This window comes from Rhizobium sp. 01N424 (assembly GCF_056399485.1).
Genome location: NZ_JBFTRK010000022.1, coordinates 16,488 through 39,172, shown reverse-complemented (window position 1 = coordinate 39,172; position 22,685 = coordinate 16,488). Strand labels below are relative to the sequence as shown.

Sequence of the window (22,685 nt, the reverse complement as noted above, 5' to 3'; positions counted from 1 at the left end):
CGATGCGGCTTATTTGCATGACGACTGATGCTGGGCGATGCGTCTCCAGCTCTTGAATATTGGCATGTGAGGCGGCGATGTTTTCCAAGGTGCGGGCGGTTCTGGACGATGGGTTCATCGTCGGATTGGTATTCGCGCTTTTCCTTGCCGGCAAGATAGTCCCATATCTAGTCGTCGTCGGTGTCGTGCCGATTATGCTCTTCTGGAACAAATCGGACTACGCAAAATCGCGGAGTGCGATCCTGCGGTTTGCGCTGCCGACAGCGGGTTATTTTGCTCTGTGCCTCTTGCTTCTAGTTTTCTACCCAGGTCTTGAGCCCGGTGAGAAGCCGCCGCGAAACCCCGATCTAGAACTCTATGTAGTGGCCGTTGCCATGCTGGCGATCGGTTTTCTGCGCGGCCAGCAGATCAAGAATCTATATGTTCGGTTTCAGGCGATCGCACCATGGGCGCTTACCGCTGCTTTCGCCGTGCTCAGTGGCTACATGTTTCTCGGCATCCGCGATGACTGCCGCGTGCGTGCGGAAGCTGCTTGGCCATTCATCCCTGCCGTTATCTTCACGACGCTGGCCTTCTTGCTACTCCTTGGCTGGGAGAACTTGTCGAAACGTGCACGTTTTCTACGCCTTGCGCTGCTCTCTCTTAGCGTCGTTGTCGTGCTTGGATACACGGGCTCGCGCGGTGTCGCCGTCGCACAGTTTGGAGTACTCGCAGCCTTTATCCTGCTACGGTTGTCGCGCAAGTTTCGAGCTGCACTGCCAACGGCAATTGAGCTTTTCGCATCGGCGGCTATCGGCGCGTTGCTTTGCTTGCCAGTCCAAGCCGCAACCGGATGCAATAATTTTGGCAGGCTTCCGGCCGTTCTCGATATTTTCAAGAATGCTTATGCGATCGATACGCAAGTGTCGGCGAACGATGCCAAGCCTGGGGTCGTAGTTCAAGTCGGAGCCAACCAGGGCGACGGGGTTGCTTTACGTGCTGAGGCCGAGCGCAATGCAGCCCAGCGGCCCGGGGATCCTTCAATAACGCTGCGTCTGGATATGTGGGCTGCGTCGATCGAGGCCATTCGGAAGGCGCCTTTGTTTGGTCATGGTGCGCTGTCACTTCGGCCGATCATTCAAGATAGGTTTGGCTTCGAGCACAATCATAACCAGTATCTGTCGTGGCTGGTAACCGGCGGCGTTGTCTTCTTATGTTTTGGCCTGCTGTTTCTATTTACGCCATATTTGGTCTCTTACGGTCTCCCACCCGCTAATCGTGCGGTTTTGACATTGTCAGTCACTGGGCTTTGGGGCATAGCGATGGTCTTCGATTCTTTTCTAAGTCTCGATTTCTACCTGCATTATTTCAGTTTGCTGCTCGGCTTCTTGTTCGCTCTGACAAGCGATATGGTCCGAGCAAAACGCCCGCACAACGAGCGCACCTGATGCTGAAAGATACCGTTTTCTTCGATGTTACAGAAGCTTTGCTGTCTGCTTCGGCCCGGAGCATCCAAAATTATGGCATATGCCACTGCATAATGGTGCAACAAAGCGGTTCCGTCCTTTCGACCGCAATTTCTTGCCGCACAACCGCTTCGTTATCGAGCGGTCGAGACTGATCCTCGCCAATTCCGAATTCACAAGGGACGAACTGGGACGCTTTGCTGCGGCAAGAACGCTACCGAAACCGGGGCCGGTCGCGGTCGTCCGGCTGCTTTACCATTTTCCTGATGGTGTCGAGCTCAGCGCGTTGATCACCAGCGCTCGTTCGCAAGCCAGCTCCAGCCGATCGGGTCGGTATCGGAGCACTCGAGAAAGAACGCCTTGAGGAGGATCTCGTGGCTCGATTGATCGATGCCTGGCCGCGCGACAACCGTTTTGCCCGGCGCCACTTCGAGCTGCTGTTGCGTGCCTATGTCGAGGCGCGATATTCGGCGAGTTACGAGATCACGGCCGAGGAGCTCAACTGGCTGATCCAGCGCGTGAAAGTTCTACAGGATCTGGTAGAGGTGATCTGCCGGGAGCGGTTGGGTCAAGGCAAGCCCAGCTGATGCCCGCTGGCAATTTCAGGCGCGTTTGAGCCCGGGAACCTCGTCCCAGTCGGATATCAGCAAGCTCATTTCGCTACTGCGGCATGTCCATGGCCATCGGCTGGCTGCAGCCTCCGCAGGTCAGATCGTCCCTCGCTTAGGCCAGTAGCCACGCCATCTTTCCCGACCCCGACCCGGGCGCGAGTGTTGGCAAGGAAGGCTCTGACGCAGGAAGTTGTTGAATCTAGGTACGATCAACTGGCTGCCCCGAAGTATCACACTTGCCTGCGGCGTAAGAGCGCGGACTATTTCCGCGCGGCGTCGCCTTTTCCCTTGCCCATGACTGAACCGAGGATCATGGCGATGTCGTGCCAGAGGTTGGCCGTCTTGACGTATTCGGCATCAGCGGCTGCAAGCTTCTCCGGCGTCGACATGTCGATGCCCGCAATCTGCGCGAGACCGGTTATCCCTGGGCGAACAGTAAAAACTCCCTTAGCTCTACGCGCGGCGATGACATCGGATTGCGTGGGCAAGCATGGTCGCGGCCCGACCAGGCTCATCTCGCCCTTCAACACGTTGACGAGCTGCGGCAGTTCATCGAGCTTGTAGGCGCGAAGTGTCTTGCCTATCGGCGTTATCCAGGCTTCCGCCGCATCATGTGAGCCGACATCAGGCGTTCCGGCCGCCATCGTCCGGAACTTCAGGCAAGTGAAGGGGACCTCATTTCGCCCTACCCTTAACTGCTGGAAAAAAGCGCCGCCGGCCGATGAGCGCCGGACCATGATGGTGAGCACAAGCAGCACGGGAGACAGAACAATCAGCCCCGCCAACGCGGCGCAAAAATCAAACGCTCTCTTTATTCCCTGGTTCAGCGCCGATGTCATGTCAGTCTTTCGGGGATCTTGTCGTGCCGAGTGCGCGCGACAGACCCTCGCGCATCTCGAATGGAGGCGTCCAGCCGAGGCAACGGCTGGTTTCGGCGATGTCCACTTCGAGTGATCGCGTCAGACGATTGACCAATTCCCGCTTTCCGGTGAGGCCTCCAGCAAGCTCCAAGAGCGCTGGTGGAAACGGCAGCAGCAAGGTCGATGATCCAGTCGCTGAAGCAATCAAGCGTATCAGCTCCGGCGTCGATGGGCTCCTCGAGTCGGCAACCATGAACGTCCCGCCTGCCGCGTCCGGGTGACTTGCAGCGGTTACGATCAGATCAGTCAGGTTTTCGAGATAGACCATCGATCGGCGGTTATCGATCGAGGCGAAAGGCAAAGGCAAGCTGCGCTGAGCAAGCCGTACCAAGGCCGGGAAGCTCCCACGCATGCCGGGGCCGTAAACGAGCGGAGACCTGATAGTGACGACGTCCATTTCAGTGCCATCGGACAACTCTTGAAGCCCCTGCTCTGCGGCAAACTTTGTCCGGCCATAGTCGGTTTCCGGCGCCGGCGCGTCCGTATTTCTGAAGGGCTTGCCCTTCGCGGTCGCCTCGCCGTTCACCTTAATCGAACTCACGAATATGAACCGCTTGACGCCGGCCGCCGCAGCCTGCCGCGCCAGATTAAGCGTCCCATCGACGTTCACAGATCGATACTCCGCGAGAACGGCCGTCGAACCCTCGACAACGTTCTGGTTGACCGCCGCCAGATGGACGACGGTATCGATGCCGGCGAGAGCGGCCGACCAATCTGTGCGACCGTTAATATCTCCTACGGCAACGAGCCCGTCCCCGCCATGTCTGCTCGTTGCCCGAAACGGAATTTCGCGCTGGCGAAGGGTCTGCATGAGACCCCGCCCCACAAAGCCCGAGGCGCCGGTTACAAGAAGCATGTAAGTCTCCAGTTGAAAGCGCTTTTTTGCGAAGCAAATAACGTCATTGCGATACTTCCTGCCTGAGAGCGACAAGATCCACGACGCGATCCATCGGGCTATATCCCGCCACGAGATCGCTCAACGCTGCCTTCAGACGCTTTGCGTCGCCATCGCGTGCGAGCTCGGCGAGTTCATCGAGCCTGGCCGACAGTTGCGGCCAGCCAAGAAATTGTTCGCGGGCGCGCCTGATCTTTGGATGGTCAGTCACTTCAGGATTGTCGTTGATCAACAGCTCTTCGTAAAGCTTCTCACCCGGGCGCAGGCCAGTTGTTACGATGCTGATGTCTCCGCTCGGGTTCTGCTCGTCCTGGACCGTGAGACCCGATAGTTCGACCATGCGGCGCGCGAGATCAATGATCTTTACCGGCTCGCCCATGTCGAGCAGATAAACATCGCCGCCGGTCGCCATCGCGCCAGCCTGGATCACGAGTTGCGCGGCCTCTGGCACGGTCATGAAGAACCGTGTGATCTCCTCATGCGTCAGCGTGATCGGACCACCCCGACTGATCTGCTGGCGAAAAAGCGGAACGACCGAGCCGGATGATCCGAGCACGTTGCCAAACCGGACCATCGAGAAAGCCGTCCTCGTGCGCTCCTCGGCGAGCGCCTGCAGAATCATTTCAGCCAACCGCTTTGTGGCACCCATAACATTGGTTGGGCGAACGGCTTTATCGGTGCTGACAAGGATCATGCGCTCAACACCGGCCGACAAGGCAGCCTTGGACACAGTTAGCGTTCCGAAGACATTGGTTTTCACGCCTTCAGCCGGGTTCTGCTCGACGAGCGGCACGTGCTTGTAAGCTGCCGCATGATAGATGGTGGCGGGCTTCCAGGTCTGGATAATCGTGTTAATGCGATATACGTCGCAGACATTGGCAAGTAGTGGGACAATCGGAAATGGCGGCTCCGCATCTTCGCCAGCCAATTCGCTCTGCAGGGCGTAGATGCCGAACTCGTTCTGATCCAACAGCAAGAGCGCCTTGGGTTGCAGCTTCGCGATCTCACGACACAGCTGACTCCCGATTGAGCCGGCCGCACCGGTTACGAGCACGATACGATCGCGAACGTTTTGCTCCAGCAACGCGATGTTTGGCAGCACCGCAGTGCGGCCCAAAAGGTCCTCGACATCGAGGTCCTGAAGGTCGGTCAGCTGCGCCTGGCCAGTTGCCAATGCGCTGATATCGGGAACTGTACGCACCGCGACCTTTGCCGAGCGTAGACGCTCGATAATCTCATTTCGTCGAGCACGATCGATTTTTGGCAGGGCGAGAAGAACGGTCTTGACCTCAAGATCCGCGCAGACCTTCTCAATGGTGAGAGGGCTGTAGATCTTCACACCGTTCAGCGACATGCCCTTCAGGCCGTGATCGTCATCAAGGAAGCCCACAACCTTAAACTCGGCCGAATGACCCAGGGCACTGACCAATTGCCTCCCTTGGGTGCCGGCGCCGTAGACGAGCGTTCGGATCGACGCAGCCTCACTGAGAATTTCGCTATAGGCATCGTAAAGGAAGTAGCGCGCCACGAAGCGCGACAGACCGACGGCAAGCAAGAGCAGCATCGGCTGCAGAATCCCGACAGTGCGCGGGATGGTCGGCACGCTGATGACCGTGAAGATCACCATGTACACCACCCCGTAGATCAAAACGCACTTGATTATTGTCGAAAAGGCCGCCCAGCCCATAAAACGGAAGATGGCTCGATAAAGCCCGAAAGTGATGAACAGCGGCAGCGCGATGACGAGCGATACCGGAATCGTTAAGAACTGGATGTCCGTGAGCAGGTACCAGTCGTTGAAGCGAAAGCAGAAAGCAAACCATACCGTCAGGATGCAAAGACAAGCATCGAAGAGCAGCGCGATGACCCGCTTCGCTGGCCGAGGTAAGGCAAGTACGCGTTGAGCGTGTCTATCAAACATCCGTACGCCCTGTCGCAAAACCTTGAGGGTCACGAAAAGTCACAAGGACGAAAAGGCATCCATAGAGATAACGGCATCCGTATGCCGATACCGGACATCGGGTGTCAGGGGACTTCAACATCATTCACCGCCTGATTCCCATTATCGACCGAATACTTCCCCGTAAAAATGCACACTCGACAGCAAACTACTGAGATAGCATCACGGACGCATACTCAAGGCAGCTTGCAAAAACAACCGTAAAGCATGCGGTGTCAACCGCGGTCGAAACTCATTCCTCCGAGTTCCAAAAGGAATGCTCGATTTTTGCGAGCCCCTCAGCAACGGCGATCTCCGGATTACGACGTGGCGAAGCCCGCCACTATGCCGGAATCGTCGCCGCAACCGGCTCCAACGCTACGCAATGGGAAAGGTCCGCGTTTTCGCCGGTTGCTCCCATCGCGCCATTTGGCGTATCAAAAACCACCGAGGCTCTGATCGCAGCCGGATGAAACTTTAGTGGCAGGTCAGGGGCACGTCACGATCTCGCTTACCCCGTTTTCCTTTCACACGTCATGGCAGGCGGAATTCTTCGAATTCTGGCACCATCCATGGACCGCTCCAGCGTGGAATTTCTTGTGCTGATGCTTGCGATCTGCTTGGTCCTGTCAGGGCTCTGGATATGGTTCTAGCGCGTCCATATCGCGCCAATAAGGGATCACGTCCGGGGTCTGAGGCCCCGGCGTGATAGGGCGGAACACAGTCCTAGAAGCTGAAGTTCTTCTCCCTGTCATCGGGCGTAGTCGTCCTACGTGAAATGGCAGTGCGGTCACCTCGGCCGATCTGCCATCACATGGTGACTGCTGCTTTCGATCGTTCGGCGGATATTGGTAAAGCCGGCTCGCTGTAGCCAAAGCTGGATTTCGTAAAATGAATAGGTGTCGTTGATTTCCGGCGATACGGCGTCGAACCAACCTCCCGCATCGTCGCCCTTCATCCGTTGCAGGTACTGCATCCGTTCATCGAAGCTCATGCTCACCGTATGACGGCGCAACTTCTCTACGTCATGGTAGTAGACGAATTCGCCCGGCTCCGCTCCTGTAGGCTCACCATAGAGCATCAGGAAAATGCTGCCGCCCGGCTTAACCAGTTTTTGAACATTGGAGAAAGCGCCGAACGTATTGCCGGTGTGATGGAGGACGCCGAATGACCAGACCAGATCGAAATCGCTTTCAAGTTCGATCGGCTGGGTAAGATCCTGTTGCCGGCCGGTGACCCGACCGCCAAACTCGGAGCATGCGTCCAGCGTATTCTGCAATCCCGCAGGAGATTGATCCAGGGCAACAACGGTTGCGCCCATGGACGCCATTGCCCAGGAAAAACGTCCGGAACCGCAGCCGGCATCCAGAACCTTTTTGCCGGCAAACCACTCCTTGGGCAGGCCCGTATACTTGCAGACAAGCGCGGGCTCGCGCTCCCTTATTTCCGGATGGTTCACCATCCAGTTTCCGTCTGAACTGCTCGCCCACTGAAAGTCGAAACTTTGCTTCGTCTGGCGCTGCATGGGCAGATCGTGAATGACATCCGCCACAAGGTATCGAACGAGCGACCTCAGGCGACTGACCTCGAGTTGGAGATAGTTGCTTTCATACCGCAGCCGGCGCAACTCCTCCTCCATCCAGGAGGGAGGAGGATTGCGGTTCAGCAGCTTCAAAATCAAGCTTTTCGGCGACATTACCTACCTCAAATCCGAGTGAATCCCCGCACCCGCCGCAATGTTGAGAATACGGTCCATCTTGTCTGAAAGTCCTAGAGCCTGCCGTCCACCGAGTCCGCCGGCAATATGCCCTTCACGTCGTAAAGCACGGCATCTGGTTCGCCAAAAGCTCTGACGCCATGAACGCCGAGTTCGATGAACTCACGGTGACCGACAGCCAGGATGATGGCTGCATATTGGCCCTGGTCCGGCGGCGAACTCAGGCAATCGAGGCCGTATTCGTGGCGCGCTTCCTCGACATCGATCCATGGGTCATAGACATCGACCTGCGTGTGGTAAGCCTTGAGCGTGGCGATGAGATCGACAACCTTCGTGTTGCGCAGGTCGGGGCAGTTTTCCTTGAAGGTCAGCCCCAGAACGAGAACACGCTGGTTCAGCACCGGCTTGCCCTTGCGCAACATGAGCTTGACCGTATCGTCGGCGACGTGACTGGCCATGAAGTCGTTGATGCGGCGGCCCGCCAGAATGACTTCCGGATGGTAGCCGACCTCCTGCGCCTTGTGCGTCAGGTAGTAGGGGTCCACACCAATGCAATGGCCGCCGACAAGTCCTGGGCGGAACGGCAGGAAATTCCACTTCGTTCCTGCTGCCTCGAGCACCTCAAGCGTATCGATCCCGAGCCGGTGAAAGATCAGGCTCAGTTCATTCATCAATGCGATATTGAGGTCGCGTTGGGTGTTTTCGATGACCTTCGCCGCTTCGGCAACGCGAATGCTCGCTGTCTTGTAGGTGCCGGCGACGATGATTTCCGAATAGAGCTGATCGAGTTCCTCGGCTATCTCCGGCGTGCTTCCACTCGTGACCTTCCGGATGTTCGGAAGGCGCCGCTCGGTGTCGCCCGGGTTGATGCGCTCCGGGCTGTAGCCGCAGAAGAAGTCCTCGTTGAACTTGAGCCCGCTGGTTGCCTCGAGGACCGGCACGCAGACCTCTTCTGTCGCGCCGGGATAGACCGTCGATTCGTAAACGACGATGTCGCCACGCTTCAGGACGCTTCCAACCGTTTCGCTGGCCTTCACGAGCGGTCGCAGATCAGGGCGCTTCGCCTGGTCGATGGGCGTCGGCACGGTCACGATGAAGATCTGACATTCGGCAAGCGCGGATTTCTCATTGGCGAAACTGAGCCCTTTAGCCGCCTGCAATTCGTCGGCAGGCACTTCCAGTGTCGTATCGTTGCCTGAAGTCAATTCCTTGATGCGCCGGTCGCTGATGTCAAAGCCGACAACATCTCGTTTACGTCCGAATTCGACTGCCAGCGGAAGCCCAACATAACCCAGGCCGATCACGGCAATCTTTTTTTTCGCCTGCTCCACTAACAACCCCTATGTCCATCCCAAGCCGTATCAACCCGGCAATGGCCCAATTGCGCGGCCCAGGTCTACAAATCATAGATTGCTGAAGGGGCCACCTGTTCATCCTGCACGGATATAGCAGTTCAGATCGAACCGTAAACTCCAAAAGTGCACCCGACACCCCCGGCCGCTGCCGAAGACGCTTCAGTTCGAGGTGGTGACATCGCACTATTGGCTGTCAAGCCAGGCCTCGAACATCAGCACATCCCAGAGATGATAGGCCCAGTTCCTTTCGCCGCTCAGATGCTCGCTCCATTTCCTGACAATAGGGGCGGGATCGAAAAAGCCGCCCTGCCGCAGCCTGTTTTCGTCGAGAAGGTGGCTTGCCCAATCGCGCAGCGGGCCTCGTAGCCAGCTGTCGATCGGCACTCCGAAGCCGACCTTCGGACGCTCAATCAGCTGGCGCGGCACATATCGGTCCAGAACTTCGCGCAACACCCATTTTCCACGCCCGTCCCTGAGCTTCAGTGAAAGAGGCAGCCCCCAGGCGTATTCTATCACCCGGTGGTCGAGCATCGGCACTCGCGTTTCGAGACTTACCGCCATGGCGGCCCGATCGACCTTGGTGAGGATGTCGTCTGTCATGTAACTCAGGAAATCGAGCGCCATCATCTGCTCGATCGGGTCGAGCGCGGCGATGTCCGGCCTGTTTCCGGTGAGGAAGGTCGGCGGTTCCCGGCTTCCGAGTACCACGCTTGCTGGATCGTCCCAATGAGAAACGAGGCCGGTATAGAGACCATCGATCGTCGCGCTGCCGAGCACATTCGCTCCCTTATGCAGCCTGTCGCCAAATGCTCTTTCCGAATCCTCCCGACGAAGGGCCTTGTGTATCCTTGTCCAGGCCTGGGGGCTGATCGATGTCATCGCGCGAGCTGCGGCCCAGCGCATGGGCCGCGGGATTCGTGCAATACGAGCCCACATCGACTGTGCCGTGGTATAGCGGGAATAGCCGCCGAAAAGCTCGTCTCCCGCATCACCGGAAAGCGATACGGTAACGCTCTGACGTGCAAGCTGCGCGACGAGGAAGGTCGGTATCTGCGAAGAATCGGAGAAGGGCTCGTCATATATGGTCGGCAGCTTTGGGATGACGGCCATCGCTTCATTGGCGGTGACATAGAGTTCCGTATGATCCGTGCCCAGATGCGCCGCGACGGCCTTGGCATAGTGAGCTTCGTTGTATCCGTCCTCATTGAAGCCGATGGAAAACGTGCGCACCGGCCGATCGCTTTGGGTCTGCATGAGAGCAACGATCGTCGAGGAATCGACGCCGCCGGACAGGAAGGCGCCCAGAGGTACATCCGAGACCATCTGCTGGCGAACGGCATGCGAAAGCACTGCCTCGAGTCCGTCCACCGCTTCCTTCGGCGTGAAAGGCCCGGCGCGTGATTTTTCCGGCTTCAGCTGCTCCTGGAAGGACCAGTAGCTTTCCTCGCGCATTTCGCCTGATTGATCGATGCGAAGGAACGTTCCCGGCATCAGCTTCATCACACCCCGAAAGATCGTGTAGGGCGCTGGGATATAGTTATGGCGCATATACAGCGCGAGAGCATTGCGATCGATCTCGGTGGTCATGCTTGGATGCGCTCTCAACGCCTTCAGTTCCGAGCCGAATGCCAGAACGCCATCCAACCGTCCGTAGTAAAGCGGCTTTTCACCGGCGCGGTCGCGTGCCAGATAAAGCGCGTGCTCACGTCGATCCCAAAGTCCGAGCGCAAACATGCCCACCATTCGCTGAAGTGTGGCCTTGACACCCCAAAGACCGAATGCGGCAAGAATGACCTCCGTATCCGAGTGGCCGCGCCAGTTGCCGATCACCTCGGCGAAATAGCGGTCCGCTTCGATCTCGGCACGGATATCCTGGTAATTGTAGATTTCACCGTTGAATACAATGACGTAACGCCCACAACCCGATTCCATCGGCTGGGCGCCGGCAGGGGACAGATCGATGATGGCCAGGCGTCTGTGCCCGAAAGCGACCGGACCTTCATGCCAGCTTGCGTGGGAATCGGGACCGCGATGCGCTATGGCCTGCGCCATGGATGTCACGACATCAGCGGAAGCCCCGCCCTTGAAGTTGAGAAACCCTACAATCCCACACATTTTGCTTTAGAACCCTGTTGATGGAAGTGCTTGAGCACAGGTGGCGCATCGTGCGCGGATTCAGGCCGAAGGTTTGCGGAGCTCGCATGAGATTGCGATGTTCAAATCGACAGGTCGAACCTGCCCTCACAGCCTTTCCCCCGAGGACGCGCCGTCAGGCGCGGTAGTATTCCCGGTACCACTTTACAAATGCTTTGACACCTGTTGCGACGTCTGTCTGGGGCCGGTAACCCGTGAGCGCCTCAAGCAGTTCGGCGGCTGCCACGGTTTCCCTCACATCTCCCTTTTGCATCTCCATCATGTTCCGGATGGCTGGTTTGCCCAATTCCTTTTCCATTTGCTCGATGAATTCGAGCAGGCCGACAGGCATCCCACCGCCGATATTGACCACCCGGTAAGGTGCAACGGGAGACAAGGAATCTTCGGCCCCCTGGACTGGCAGCCCTGTCTGCGGGACCGCCTGGGTCAGACGTGCGATGCTTTCGACGAGATCGTCGATATAAGTGAAATCCCTGCGCATCTGGCCCTGCCCATAGACGTCGATCGGCTCGCCGGCGAGGGTTGCCTTCACGAACTTGAAGAGAGCCATGTCCGGACGACCCCAGGGGCCGTAAACGGTGAAGAAACGGAAAACGGTCGTGGGTAGACTCCACAAGTGAGCGTAGGAATGCAGCATGGACTCATTGGCTTTCTTCGTTGCTGCATACAACGTCAATACATGATCCGTGCGCTGGTTTTCGGTAAATGGCATAACCGTATTGCCGCCATAAACAGAGCTTGTCGAGGCAGCGAGAAAATGCTGGGGTCTGAACTCCCGCACACCTTCCATCAGATTGAAGGTGCCCACCAGATTTGCATCGATGTAGGCCCGAGGGTTTTCCAGCGAATATCGGACGCCGGCCTGGGCGGCAAGATGGACGACGATATCCGGGCGAAACTCTCCGAATATCCGGACGATGCTGTCGGCATCCTCGAGCATGACCTGGTGGAACTGGAAGTTGTTCGACCCCGCGCCGCCTGCGCCACGAAGGATTGAGAGGCGATCGCGCTTCAGATTGACGTCGTAGTAGTCGGTGAGGCCATCGATGCCGGCAACGACCCAGCCAGCGTTCAACATGTATCTTGCAAGATGAAACCCGATGAATCCCGCAACGCCGGTTATGAGGATCTTGCGGGATGTCAGTTGCGCAGTTGCATCGGGAGTAGTCGAGGTCTGGCTCATCTATCTTTTTCTCGCAGGAAGTTGCCGACGCACGAGGCGTTTGCAAGCAAGTCTCTTTCAGCGCGTCGGGCCTGAATTGGTCTGCCGCACCTATTTTCACAACCGGCTTTAGCAGGAAAGAAGCAATAATGCCAATCGCGCCGGTTGAACATGTTACAGCAAATTCAGTGGCCCTCAGAGCCCGACTTCAAGAGCCCGATAGAGTGCCAGCGTTTCTGCAATGACGATCTCGTTGGCGAACCTTGCTTCTGCCAGGAGCCTGGCGTTCTTGCCGAATTGTGTTCGCATCGCGGGTGTCACCGCGAGCATTTCCAGCGCGTCGGCGAGAGCGACCGCGTTCTTGACCGGCACGAGTATTCCCGATTCTCCGGCTATGCAGATTTCCCGGCAGCCGGGCACATCCGTTGCGACGATCGGTCGACCGCAGGCAGCGGCTTCCAGAAGCGATTTGGGTAGACCTTCGCGATAGGACGGCAACACAGCGATGTGGGCCATGGAATACTCATCTGCGATCCGGCTAGAATGGCCGGCAATCTCGACCACGCCCTCGGCGGACCATTCGGCCATGGTCGCTGGGTCGATGCCGCTCGGGTTGAGGTCCGTGCCTCCGACCAGCCGTATCCGAATCGCTACGCCGCGCTGTTGCAGCAATCGAGCCGCTTCGACCAACTCTCGAATACCCTTGTCCTTCAGCATGCGTGAAACGCAGAGCGCCACAGGCACGCCGTCCGGTTCGGCACTTGCTGGATATTGACGCAGATCGACGCCCGAGCCTCTGATCAGCGAAACGCGGTGACCCGGCAGTCCTGCATCGATGAATATCTGCCTGTCGTCCCCGTTCTGGACAATCAGGTTGCGGCCACGGCTACGGCCGAGTGCAACAAGCATGCGCATGAACAGGGACCTGGCCACGCGGGTCTTGAAGCTGTCGTTGCTGAAAAGGAAGCCCATTCCGGCCATCGTGTTGACCACGACGGAAATCCTGCATAGCCATGCGGCGATCGTACCGTAGAGCACAGGCTTTGCTGCAATGTGGTGAACGAGACGAGGCTTCAGCCTTCGGTAGAGAAGGACAAGAGCAAGCAGCATCTTCATATCCCGCAGGGGATTGAGACCGGAACGATTGAACTCCAACTCATGAACCTGGAAGCCTTCGGCTTCAATCAGCGCCCGGTGACCCGTGATCCGGGTCGCGACATGCACCTGCCAACCCGCATCGCGCGCTGCCCTTGCGATTGGCAGCCGATGCGACCAGAAATACCAATCCTCCGTGACGACATAGAGAAGCGGTTTGAGCGTCGTCGAGTCGTGACTGCCCTTTTCCATGCTATAGGTCATTCCGAGGCGCCGTGGCGGTCGCGCGATCCAGACCGTAGATGAGAAGCGTTTCCGCGATCATCCGGTCAATGCCAAAGCGCTCACTCACGAAGTTCGGTCCGAGCCGCGCCGATCTGTTCTGCTGATCGCTGCCAAACATGGCCAGTATTGCTTCCGCAAGGCGATCAGGCGTCGCTTCTGCGACGACGGCGCCGGTCTTGCCGTCATCGATGGCCTCCGCTGCGCCGCCGACATTGACGGTCACCGCGGGCACACCCATCATCTGTGCTTCGAGCAGAACGTTCGGCAATCCTTCATGTATGGAAGTGAGGAGGAATGCCTGCATAGCCGAGAGAGCCAGCGCAACGTCTTCCATTCGTCCTGGCAGGCGGAATCTGTCGGTAAGACCATGTTGAGCGATCCGCGTCTCCGTTTCCTGTCGCATGGGACCGTCGCCGATGATCAGGAAGTGAGCTTCCGGACGCATTTTTGCTATGGCGGCGGCGGTATCCACCCACAGGAGAGGGCGCTTGAACTTGTAGATCGTGAATATCGTTCCCATGACCGGCGCATCGGTGGGTATTCCGAGCGATGCGCGGAATGCCGCCGTAGCTGCCTGCCCGGGCTTTTCAAGCTTGCCGAGATCGACGCCGTTGCGAATGACGTTGATCAGCTTGCGGTCTATACCGACCCAGTTTGAATAGTCATCAGCGCCGGTGGAACTGTTGTTCAGAATCGTGATCTCGGGCCGCGAGGCGAATGCCCGGTAGGCCGGGCGCTGATTGAGTTGGAAAAAGCCGAAATTGTATGGCGCGACGCTGCGTGTCGAAAGAACGATCTTTGGAATGCCGGACAGCAAACCCGCCAGGCCGCCGATGACATTGCAATGATCTTGCCAGCAATGCAGAATCTGCGGAGGCGCTTTCTCAAGCCAGGCACTCAATGCAACAGCCTCCATCAGGACCTCCCTTGGAAGATCTGACGCCCTTCGCAATTTCTCCACCGATAAGGCTGCAAGATGGTCGTTCGATCCGGTGGGATCACTGCCAACACTTTCGACCGGAATACCCGCGGCGTCCAGTACCGGCCGGTAGAAACCGTTGGCGTCACCTGCGCAGGCAACCCTGATTGGCCCTATGCCGAGTTCCTTGAGCGCGATGATCGTGTTCACCATCTGCCGTTCGGCCCCCCCGGAGCCGAGGGAACCCGTATAAAAGGCTAAGCCCTGCGATTGTGCGGGATTGGACTGAGACGGAAGGGAGGAAACGAAACCGGCTATGTTCCTTCCTCCGTTGAGCGCTTTTGCCAAGCCGCGGGCCAGGGGAAGGCGCGCGCCGTATTGGTCGAGTTTGTGCACGCCCATGCGGTAGGGTCCGTAAATCAGTCCGGCTCGCATGTGCCGCTCGGCCAAAAGCTTCCAGGTCGGCTGTAGCCTCCACGAGCCCCGGTTAAGCGAGGCGACGCGCTTCACGCCGCCACGCAGTGCCGACGTCAGCATGCCGTAGGGAATGCTCGAGGTAAAACCGATGAAAAGCAGCGAACTCGCGTTGCGCCATATGGCAGGATCAGGCTTTTCCACGGGAGAAAACGACGTGATCGGCTTCATGGCATCTTCCACCGACGTTTCCTGTCCCCGGATCGATACGATAAGGGCAGAGATTTCCGGTCGGGACGAAAGGTGACGAACAACGCCGCTATCGACGGCAAAGGGAATGCAGACGACATGGGGGCGGCCCGTCCGCATGAAAGGCGAGTTCAGCGCATCGGCAATCAGGGCGGGAATATTGTTAGGTGTCATATAATACACTTCCGTCGCAGGGAGTCGGCAACCCGCTCAGCCGTCCTGCCGTCCCAGAGCGCCGGTGGTTGGCGGGGGCTCCGGTTGGATGAGAGCGTATCGTCGAGTGCTGCCGGCAAACTTGAAAAATCGACCAGCCGGTTGGTACCCTCCGTGATCGTGATTGGCCTTTCGGTGTTCTCCCGCAAGGTGAGGCACGGTATGCCGAGATAGGTGGCTTCCTCCTGGATGCCGCCGGAATCGGTCAGCAGCACGCGGGCACGACTTACGAGCCCCATGAAATCGACATATCCGAGGGGCTCCGAGACATGCAGCGCGGGAATCCCTTGGATTCGATCGAAAAGATTGAATTGTTGCAGCATTTTCCTGGTTCGTGGATGCAGCGGGAAGACAATCGGCAGCTTCCTGGCGACATCTTCAAGCGCATCTATCATGGTCGACAGGCTGGAGGGTTCATCCACGTTGGAGGGGCGATGCAGGGTAACCACGGCGTAGGTGCTTGGCGACAGCCCGAACCGCCGATAGGTCGATGTCTCCTCGATGCGGCTGCGCATCATTTCGACCGTGTCGATCATGATGTTGCCGACCCGCTCGATCCGGGCTGGATCGATATTCTCACGCAGCAGATTGGCATCGCCATCCGGAGAAGGCGTCCACAGAAGGTCACAAATGGCATCGGTCAGTATTCGGTTGATTTCCTCCGGCATCCGTCTATCGAAAGACCGCAGCCCCGCTTCCAGATGCGCGGTCTTTATGCCGCGCTTGACACAGACCAGCGCGCAGGCAAGCGTCGCATTCACATCTCCCACGACGATGACCCAGGAAGGCTTTGCCGTATCGCAAATCCTGTCGTAGGCAAGCATGACCTGGGCCGTCTGTTCAGTGTTGGAACCGCCTCCTACGCCGAGATGGTGGTCGGGTGCCGGTAGGGACAGGTCGTTAAAAAAGGTATCCGACATATTCGGATCATAATGCTGTCCCGTGTGAACAAGGGCGACACGACACCAATCGGCTTTGCTCAGCACATGATAGAGGGGAGCGACTTTCATGAAGTTGGGACGCGCTGCCGCAATGATGTGAACGAGAGGCAGTTCCGTCGATTTCATTTGTTCATATCCTCCTGCCGGTCTGTCCTGAAGGCCGTTCGCCTTCATTAGCGGATATCGGGAATTTTAGCTACGGAATGACAACCGGACAGTCGGTCAACGGGGTTTGAGTGAGGGTGGTATGCCCTTTCCCGACAACAGGCTGCGATAGAGTTCGTCATAGTTCATCAGGCACTGCGCGTAGGAGAATCTGGACATAATCCGCTTCCGTCCGGCCAGGCCCATTTGCCGGCGCAGTTGCGGATCTGTGAGGCGTTGAATTGCTGCGGCCATCGCGCCTGGATCTCGTGAAGGTACCAGCCAGCCCGTCATCCCATCCTCCACCGCTTCACTGGCTCCGCCCACCGATGTGACGACGACCGGCAGTTCCGCGGCCATGTATTCCAATATGCTGTTGGAGAAGCCTTCCTCATGGGACGCAAGTACCCCGATGTCGGCAAGGTGAAGCAGGCGTCCGACATCGGTCCGCTGCCCGAGCCATACAATCCGGTCCGCGATGCCGGCCGACATGGCATGGGACTTCAGTCCAGCCAATATGCCGGAATCACTGCCGATGCAAAGCAGCCGCCATTCCACGCTCCTGTCCACGAGCGCAAGCGCATCGATGAGGTCGCGGTGCCCTTTGTAGGCGATGAGATTTGCGACCTTGACGAGGATCAAGGCGTCGTCTGGCAGGTCGAGCATGGCGCGGTTGATCGTGGTGTCCTGGGCCGCCGCCACTTCGTCTGGAGCCAGCGCGTTATAGATGAGCGCCAGCTTGTCTTCGCCAACCTGCTCATCGCGCAGGTCGCCGATCACTTCCCTCGAATTGCCAAGCACGGCCGTCATGAACCGGTGCAGAATGCGCTCGATTTTAGCGGTAAGAGGATATTTGGCCTGATAGAAATTGCGGCTTCGCCGGCTCATTACATGAATTCGAATTCCCGTCAGCAGTGCGCAGGGCGCCGCTACCATATAGGCTTGGGGCAGAAAATAGTGGACAATACGCGGACGCGCCGTCACGAGATGGAACAGCAGCGCCAGCGCTGCGCAGACCTGACGAAAAACGCGGAAAAGAATGCCGCCGTGCGGCCGCGGGCCTACCCAGCTCGAGTGAACCTTGACACCCTTTGCCCGTAGCTCCTCTGCCTGCGCACCGGGGTGCGAGAGGGTGAACACGGAGACGTCCCAATCCCTGGCGAGGCCCGGCAGGACTCTCACAAGATGCCGTTCGGCACCGCCGTAATCCAGGCTTCCTATGACAAAAAGCAGCCGATGCCTCATCCGGCCACTCCGTCGGCGCTGCCGATCTGCAGCAGCCGCTCGTGGCAGATTGCGGCGACGTTGTGCAGATTGTAGCGCTCCCGATCAATGGCATTGCTAGGCTGCTGCGGAAAACCATTCTGCCATGCCTCAAAAGCATCGCGGAAAACGGTATATACACCGTCCTCATCGTTTGGCGCAGCGATACGGTGACCGAATTGCCGCAGAAACCCGGCCGAAGCGCCTGCCGCAGGCGTGATGCCGAGAATAGGTTTGTCGAACATCAGATAATCGACGATCTTGCTGGGCAGAAAGACGCTGACATCCGCAGCAGCATCGATGAGAAGCAGAGCACTGGCCTGCGATGCTGCGGCAAGCGCGGTCATGTAACCGGCATTTCCCAGGAACCTCACCTGTCCGAACAAGCCCATTCCTTCCAGCATGGCGGGATATTCCGCCGGTACATATCCGATGAAGTCGAATGCGACCCGATCCCTCGCTCCCGGTATTTCATTCAGGCGGGCAAGAGCGCGCAGCGCAATGTCGGGTGTCCGTTTTCCGGGATAGATGCTGCCTGTATAGACGATACGCATCTGATCGACCGGTGCCGGATAAGGTGGAAGCGCATGGCGCAGATCGTCGTCGAAGGCGTGCGGCAGCACAAATGACTTCCGTTCGGTTTCGGAATCATATTTGCTCAAGACAAGGCTGGAGGTTTCCTGCGATACAAACGCGACAGCATCGGCCGCAGCGATGACTGAAGCTTCGTCGCGCACCGCAGCCAGACGTGCGGCCTCCTCCCCGCCATCGAACGGGTTGTCCGCCCACGGGTCGCTGAAATGCGCCAGCCAGGGCAAATCCGGCCGCGCCTTCTTGACGGCCAGACCCAGAAGATGATCAACCCAGGGCTGGGCGAATGTGACGATTGCGGCGTAGTCGGTTTTCCCGGTCATCTCCAGAATCTGCGCCAGGGCGCGTCGCATGAAATTGTCGATTGCGTAATCGGCCGGCGGATTCAGGCGTCGCTTGATGCGTTGTGCAAGGGGCGTGACGACGACATCTTCACCGGTTCGCACATAATGCAATTTGTAATAGTCTTCATAAAGTGCTGCAAACGCAAGGTCCGAGGTCCCCTTCACATCCGCGGGATGAACCGTGATGACGTCGATCTCCCAGCCGCGCGCGGCCAGTCCCTTCAGGAGACGCGAAATCTGAAGGGAACGGGGAAACACCAGGGGTGGCATCGTCCAGGAAACGGCGATGATGCGACGGATCATCTCCAACGCCTCGCCCAGAATTCCAGGATGATCAAATTCCACAGCCGATGGCGATCTATCATTGACGCGTCCGTCCGTGTGCCGGCAGCCAGAAGGGCATCCAGAGCGCCAGGCTTGCACCATTCGGTGAGATGTGACTGGGCACTGGCAAGCATGTCGTGGGCCCAACCCTTCAACTCGCCAGAAAGCCAGCCGTATACCGGAACCGGAAATCCTTGCTTGGGTCTGTCAATGATTTCGCGGGGCAGACGCTTTTCGGCAAAACGTCGCAATATGAGCTTGGTCTTCCACGACCCGTTGTCGTCCACTCCGACCCGAAGCGAATCGGGCAGGCGCGCAGCGAATTCGACGAGGCGATAGTCCAGGAAAGGCGTCCGCAGCTCGAGCGAAACACCCATCGACATGCGATCGGCTTTCATCAGGAGATCTTCGACCAGCCAGTCGCCGCAATATCCGTAGAGCGCTTGAGCCAGCGGCGTGCCGTGCCCGAAGGCCTTGAAGCGCTCGCGGGCGATATCCAGGCTGTCGCCTCGCTGTGAAGGATCGCGCAAAAGGACCCTTTTCTCATCACTCGTCATGTAGTTCGTCATGACGAGAGGATAGGGCTCCTTGCGGAGGTCCACCCCAGAAAGTCCGTTGCCGGTGATACTATTCATGAGGCGGCGCAGCGGGCTTTGCGATCGGCGCCTCGTCTCCCAGTTCTGCATGACGCCATCGAAGGAATAACCACCGAGAATCTCGTCGCTGCCTTCGCCGGAAAGGACAACCTTGACGTCCTGGCGCGCCAATTTGCAAACGTAATACAGCGGCACGGACGCCAGATCGGCGAGTGGCTCGTCGGTCAGGGCAACGAGTTCCGGCAGGAAATCGATGAACTCCTCGGGCCCGATCTCCACCTCGTGATGGTCGCATCCCAGATGGCCGGCAACCGCGCGGGCATAAGGTCTTTCGTCAATTTCGGGTGCGTCGCGGAACGCTACGGAATAGGTTTTCAGGCTATGGCCCGCTTCCCGGGCGGCGGCGGCCACGCAACTCGAATCGAGGCCGCCGCTCAACATTACGCCAACAGGTACGTCAGCCATCATGCGTATAGAGGTCGCATCGATCAGCAGTTCGTCGAATTGCCGCTGTAACAGGCCGTTGGCACGCGATACCGCGCGCGCGGGACGCGGAATGTCCCAGTATCTCTCGACGACCGGCAAGCCACCGAGACGTAGCGTCAGCCGGTGCCCGGGGGGCAACTTGGAAATTCCCTCCCAGATCGTTCCCGGTCCGGGCACGAAACGGTAGGTGAGGTAGTTCCAAACCGCTTCGCTGGCTACCTTTTGCGGGCGTTCGGGGTAGGCGGCCAGGATTGCCTTGATCTCCGAGGCAAAGACGATCTCTCCATCTTCAAAGCGCCAATAAAGCGGCTTTACGCCCAGGCGATCGCGTACGAGGTGGAGTTGCTGCTGGCGCCCGTCCCAGATGGCGATTGCGAACATGCCGTTCAACATGTCGATGCAGGCAAGGCCAAATCGTTCAAAGAGGCGTAGTATGACTTCCGTGTCGCTTCGCGACAGGAACTTTCCACCTCTGCCGATTTCCGCTTCGCGGAGATCCGAGTGATTGAAAATTTCGCCGTTGAAGACGATCTGGATCTGCCCGTCCGACGAGGACATCGGCTGGTGGCCACCGGCGATATCGACGATGCTGAGGCGCTGCATTCCGAGTGCAATGCCGTCGGCAATGAATTGGCCCCGGTCGTCCGGCCCACGATGCAGGATCGTGTCGCACATCGCGTTCAGCCGTTTCGAAGCATCTTGTTCGCCCGTGCCGCGTCCGAACCATCCAGCAATTCCACACATCAGCGCTCTTTCCCGGCGGGCCCGAAGGAATAGAGTGCGGGGGAGGCCGCGAGCCTGGAGGCTTCAAGTCCGCTGAGCGACGGTATTGCGCATTTGGCAATGTGGCGCATAGCGCGCTCGAAGGGCTCCTGGCCGGCGACATGACAGGGGTCGACGTACCAGGAAAGTATCCCGCTCATCTGCATCGACTGCATGACGTCAACCGTTTCGACCATGAGGTCGCCGTAGACGGTACCCAAAGCGTAGTGCCGGCGGTCGGTCAGATGGCTCCAGGAATCGAGAATGCTCTCTGGAGACTGGACCGAACCGAAAGTTGGAAGTTCCACAATGCCGCCCATGTCCACGACGGGACCATAGCGGTGACCCAAGGCGGGAGAGGTGGTCGAGCAATAGGTGTATTTCAGCTTGCGGGCCACGTCGTATATGAGCTTCAACTGTTCAGGCGCCTGGAAAGTCCCGAAATGCGGCGCGCGAAATCCAAGTGGAGCCTTGCCGCAGACGGCCGTCACGGTTTCATGTGCCTTGGTGATATCGGCTATTACGTCGGCTTCCGTCATCTCGTTGTAGAAGGTGGTACTGACGAACTGGTCGTTCTCCCATTTTGCATGGGGGAGTTGCCCATGGTTGATAAACTCCACCCCCTTTGCCGCCAATGCCGCGTATGTCTCCGCTCCGTTGGACAGTTGCGTGCCGGGGACGGCAAGTGTCATCTGGATTCCGAGCGACGAAAGGAAGCCATGCAGTTCGCTCGACGCGGCGATGTCCAGATCCGTATCGCTGTCGAAAGACAGGAACAGGTAGAGGGCCCTGATGCCGCTCTGCTCGGCCGACCGAGAGAAATTCCTGAGCTTGTCGAGGTGTGGGCTCACCTGGGTATGGGGTTGCGCATTCAATCGACGTGAGATGGTTCCCAAGGGATCGCGAAGCAGACGTCCAAGGCGTGGCAGTGTTCCGGATGGCGTCACCAAGATGGCTTTTCTCCCGTCATCCAGAGGCTCCATCCCCAGCGGCGGGCAAGAGACTTGATCATCGTCTCCGTCATCGCCCACCTTGTCAGGCCGGGAAGCCAGGTGTTCAGAGCCTCGGGCACATCGGTTCCGAGTGTCTTGATCTGCAGGTCACCGAACTGCGGCATGAGATCGCGGCGTATTTCACGTTTCGTCACAGGCCACGTATGCGGATTGCCCTCCTGTCGCGCACCGTCGCCGTAGCGGCTGGAAAGTTCGAGTGCGTCGAGCGAAAGGTTCTCCATATTGACGAATCCCTCCGCCCAGCCGACGAGAATCTTGGACAGTACGGAGTGTCGATTGTACAGCATGAGCCCGGCGCGGCCGCCTGGTTTCAGAACCCGGTACATTTCCGCGATGGCTGCCCGGATGTTGGTCGTATGATGCACGACCCCCCACGAATAAACATGGTCGAAGGTGTCGTCCGGGAATGGCAGCCGCTCGGCGTCGGCTTCCTGTATGTCGCCGGTGAGGCCGAACACCTCGAAGCGGCGGCGTGTCTGTGCAATGGAGACCGGATTGAGGTCGACACTTGTCATGACAGCACCCTGGCGAGCCCAGTTCATTGACATGCAACCCATCCCGCATCCAACTTCCAGAACTCGTTTCCCCCTATACCTGTCGTATTCGAAAAGCTTTGCAAAAGGGATGCCGTCGCGATGCAAAGGCTCGTTCCAGCGATAGAACACCGCGTCGGCCAGTTCGAAGAATCTCGGCGATCCAAGCTCCACCTGTTCGACGCTGCCATCCGCCAGGGTGTAGGTTGCCCGCCCGTGATCTTCGCCGTAGGTCATGGGAGCGCCTGCCCACCAATTCCTGATAGCATCCTTCTGCGGCTCGTCGGCGGCGTTTTCCATGTAAAATCCTGTCAC

Annotated in this window: 17 protein-coding genes and 1 pseudogene; 3 read left to right on the top strand and 15 right to left on the bottom strand. The window is 58.3% G+C overall.

Annotation, left to right across the window (positions count from 1 at the left end):
• Positions 1 to 77 precede the first annotated feature (77 nt).
• Both AC1DNK_RS29075 and AC1DNK_RS29070 read left to right on the top strand, forming a co-directional pair.
• Complete coding sequence (locus AC1DNK_RS29075) at positions 78 to 1,427, top strand: O-antigen ligase family protein (protein WP_477944649.1); 1,350 nt, start codon at positions 78 to 80, stop codon at positions 1,425 to 1,427.
• 392 nt (positions 1,428 to 1,819) lie between these two features.
• Positions 1,820 to 2,032, top strand: a complete 213-nt coding sequence (locus AC1DNK_RS29070) for a HEPN domain-containing protein (RefSeq protein ID WP_477944647.1) — start codon at positions 1,820 to 1,822, stop codon at positions 2,030 to 2,032.
• A gap of 284 nt (positions 2,033 to 2,316) precedes the next feature.
• On the opposite strand, the gene AC1DNK_RS29065 is transcribed toward AC1DNK_RS29070, so the two are convergent.
• From AC1DNK_RS29065 to AC1DNK_RS29055, 3 genes are read right to left on the bottom strand one after another with little or no spacing between them, the layout of a single operon-like run.
• On the bottom strand, positions 2,317 to 2,895 hold the full coding sequence (locus AC1DNK_RS29065) for a sugar transferase (RefSeq protein WP_477944645.1): 579 nt from the start codon (positions 2,893 to 2,895) through the stop codon (positions 2,317 to 2,319).
• Position 2,896: 1 nt separating this feature from the next.
• On the bottom strand, positions 2,897 to 3,832 hold the full coding sequence (locus tag AC1DNK_RS29060) for an NAD-dependent epimerase/dehydratase family protein (protein ID WP_477944664.1): 936 nt from the start codon (positions 3,830 to 3,832) through the stop codon (positions 2,897 to 2,899).
• 43 nt (positions 3,833 to 3,875) lie between these two features.
• Positions 3,876 to 5,792 (bottom strand): polysaccharide biosynthesis protein, encoded by a 1,917-nt coding sequence (locus tag AC1DNK_RS29055; protein WP_477944644.1) that lies wholly within the window; start codon positions 5,790 to 5,792, stop codon positions 3,876 to 3,878.
• A 362-nt stretch (positions 5,793 to 6,154) separates the two neighbouring features.
• Between AC1DNK_RS29055 and AC1DNK_RS29050 the strand changes: the two are divergent.
• Positions 6,155 to 6,283 (top strand): annotated as a pseudogene (locus tag AC1DNK_RS29050) (IS3 family transposase); the annotation flags it as partial.
• 317 nt (positions 6,284 to 6,600) lie between these two features.
• On the opposite strand, the gene AC1DNK_RS29045 reads toward AC1DNK_RS29050, so the two are convergent.
• From AC1DNK_RS29045 to AC1DNK_RS28990, 12 genes are all read right to left on the bottom strand, one after another.
• A complete protein-coding gene (locus tag AC1DNK_RS29045) occupies positions 6,601 to 7,506 on the bottom strand; it encodes a class I SAM-dependent methyltransferase (RefSeq protein ID WP_477944642.1) in 906 nt (301 codons plus the stop codon).
• Between the two features lie 74 nt (positions 7,507 to 7,580).
• Positions 7,581 to 8,858, bottom strand: a complete 1,278-nt coding sequence (tviB, locus tag AC1DNK_RS29040) for a Vi polysaccharide biosynthesis UDP-N-acetylglucosamine C-6 dehydrogenase TviB (RefSeq protein ID WP_477944640.1) — start codon at positions 8,856 to 8,858, stop codon at positions 7,581 to 7,583.
• 207 nt (positions 8,859 to 9,065) lie between these two features.
• Entirely contained in the window at positions 9,066 to 10,997 is a 1,932-nt protein-coding gene (asnB, locus tag AC1DNK_RS29035) for an asparagine synthase (glutamine-hydrolyzing) (RefSeq protein WP_477944638.1), read from the bottom strand.
• A 154-nt stretch (positions 10,998 to 11,151) separates the two neighbouring features.
• Entirely contained in the window at positions 11,152 to 12,219 is a 1,068-nt protein-coding gene (locus AC1DNK_RS29030; protein ID WP_477944636.1) for an NAD-dependent epimerase/dehydratase family protein, read from the bottom strand.
• A gap of 174 nt (positions 12,220 to 12,393) precedes the next feature.
• On the bottom strand, positions 12,394 to 13,557 hold the full coding sequence (locus tag AC1DNK_RS29025; RefSeq protein WP_477944634.1) for a glycosyltransferase family 4 protein: 1,164 nt from the start codon (positions 13,555 to 13,557) through the stop codon (positions 12,394 to 12,396).
• A complete protein-coding gene (locus AC1DNK_RS29020; protein WP_477944633.1) occupies positions 13,547 to 15,334 on the bottom strand; it encodes a glycosyltransferase in 1,788 nt (595 codons plus the stop codon). Before AC1DNK_RS29020 ends, AC1DNK_RS29025 begins: the two co-directional genes overlap by 11 nt.
• Positions 15,331 to 16,440 carry a non-hydrolyzing UDP-N-acetylglucosamine 2-epimerase gene (gene wecB, locus AC1DNK_RS29015; RefSeq protein ID WP_477944631.1) on the bottom strand — a complete coding sequence of 370 codons (1,110 nt, stop codon included), beginning with the start codon at positions 16,438 to 16,440 and terminating at the stop codon, positions 15,331 to 15,333. The genes AC1DNK_RS29020 and wecB overlap by 4 nt, the downstream gene beginning before the upstream one ends.
• A gap of 96 nt (positions 16,441 to 16,536) precedes the next feature.
• Complete coding sequence (locus tag AC1DNK_RS29010; RefSeq protein WP_477944630.1) at positions 16,537 to 17,703, bottom strand: glycosyltransferase; 1,167 nt, start codon at positions 17,701 to 17,703, stop codon at positions 16,537 to 16,539.
• Positions 17,700 to 18,926 (bottom strand): glycosyltransferase, encoded by a 1,227-nt coding sequence (locus AC1DNK_RS29005; protein ID WP_477944662.1) that lies wholly within the window; start codon positions 18,924 to 18,926, stop codon positions 17,700 to 17,702. The genes AC1DNK_RS29010 and AC1DNK_RS29005 overlap by 4 nt, the downstream gene beginning before the upstream one ends.
• 29 nt (positions 18,927 to 18,955) lie before the next feature.
• Complete coding sequence (gene asnB / locus AC1DNK_RS29000) at positions 18,956 to 20,806, bottom strand: asparagine synthase (glutamine-hydrolyzing) (RefSeq protein ID WP_477944629.1); 1,851 nt, start codon at positions 20,804 to 20,806, stop codon at positions 18,956 to 18,958.
• Positions 20,806 to 21,771 (bottom strand): polysaccharide deacetylase family protein, encoded by a 966-nt coding sequence (locus AC1DNK_RS28995; RefSeq protein WP_477944660.1) that lies wholly within the window; start codon positions 21,769 to 21,771, stop codon positions 20,806 to 20,808. The genes asnB (AC1DNK_RS29000) and AC1DNK_RS28995 overlap by 1 nt, the downstream gene beginning before the upstream one ends.
• Entirely contained in the window at positions 21,768 to 22,670 is a 903-nt protein-coding gene (locus tag AC1DNK_RS28990; RefSeq protein ID WP_477944628.1) for a class I SAM-dependent methyltransferase, read from the bottom strand. Before AC1DNK_RS28990 ends, AC1DNK_RS28995 begins: the two co-directional genes overlap by 4 nt.
• Positions 22,671 to 22,685 lie beyond the last annotated feature (15 nt).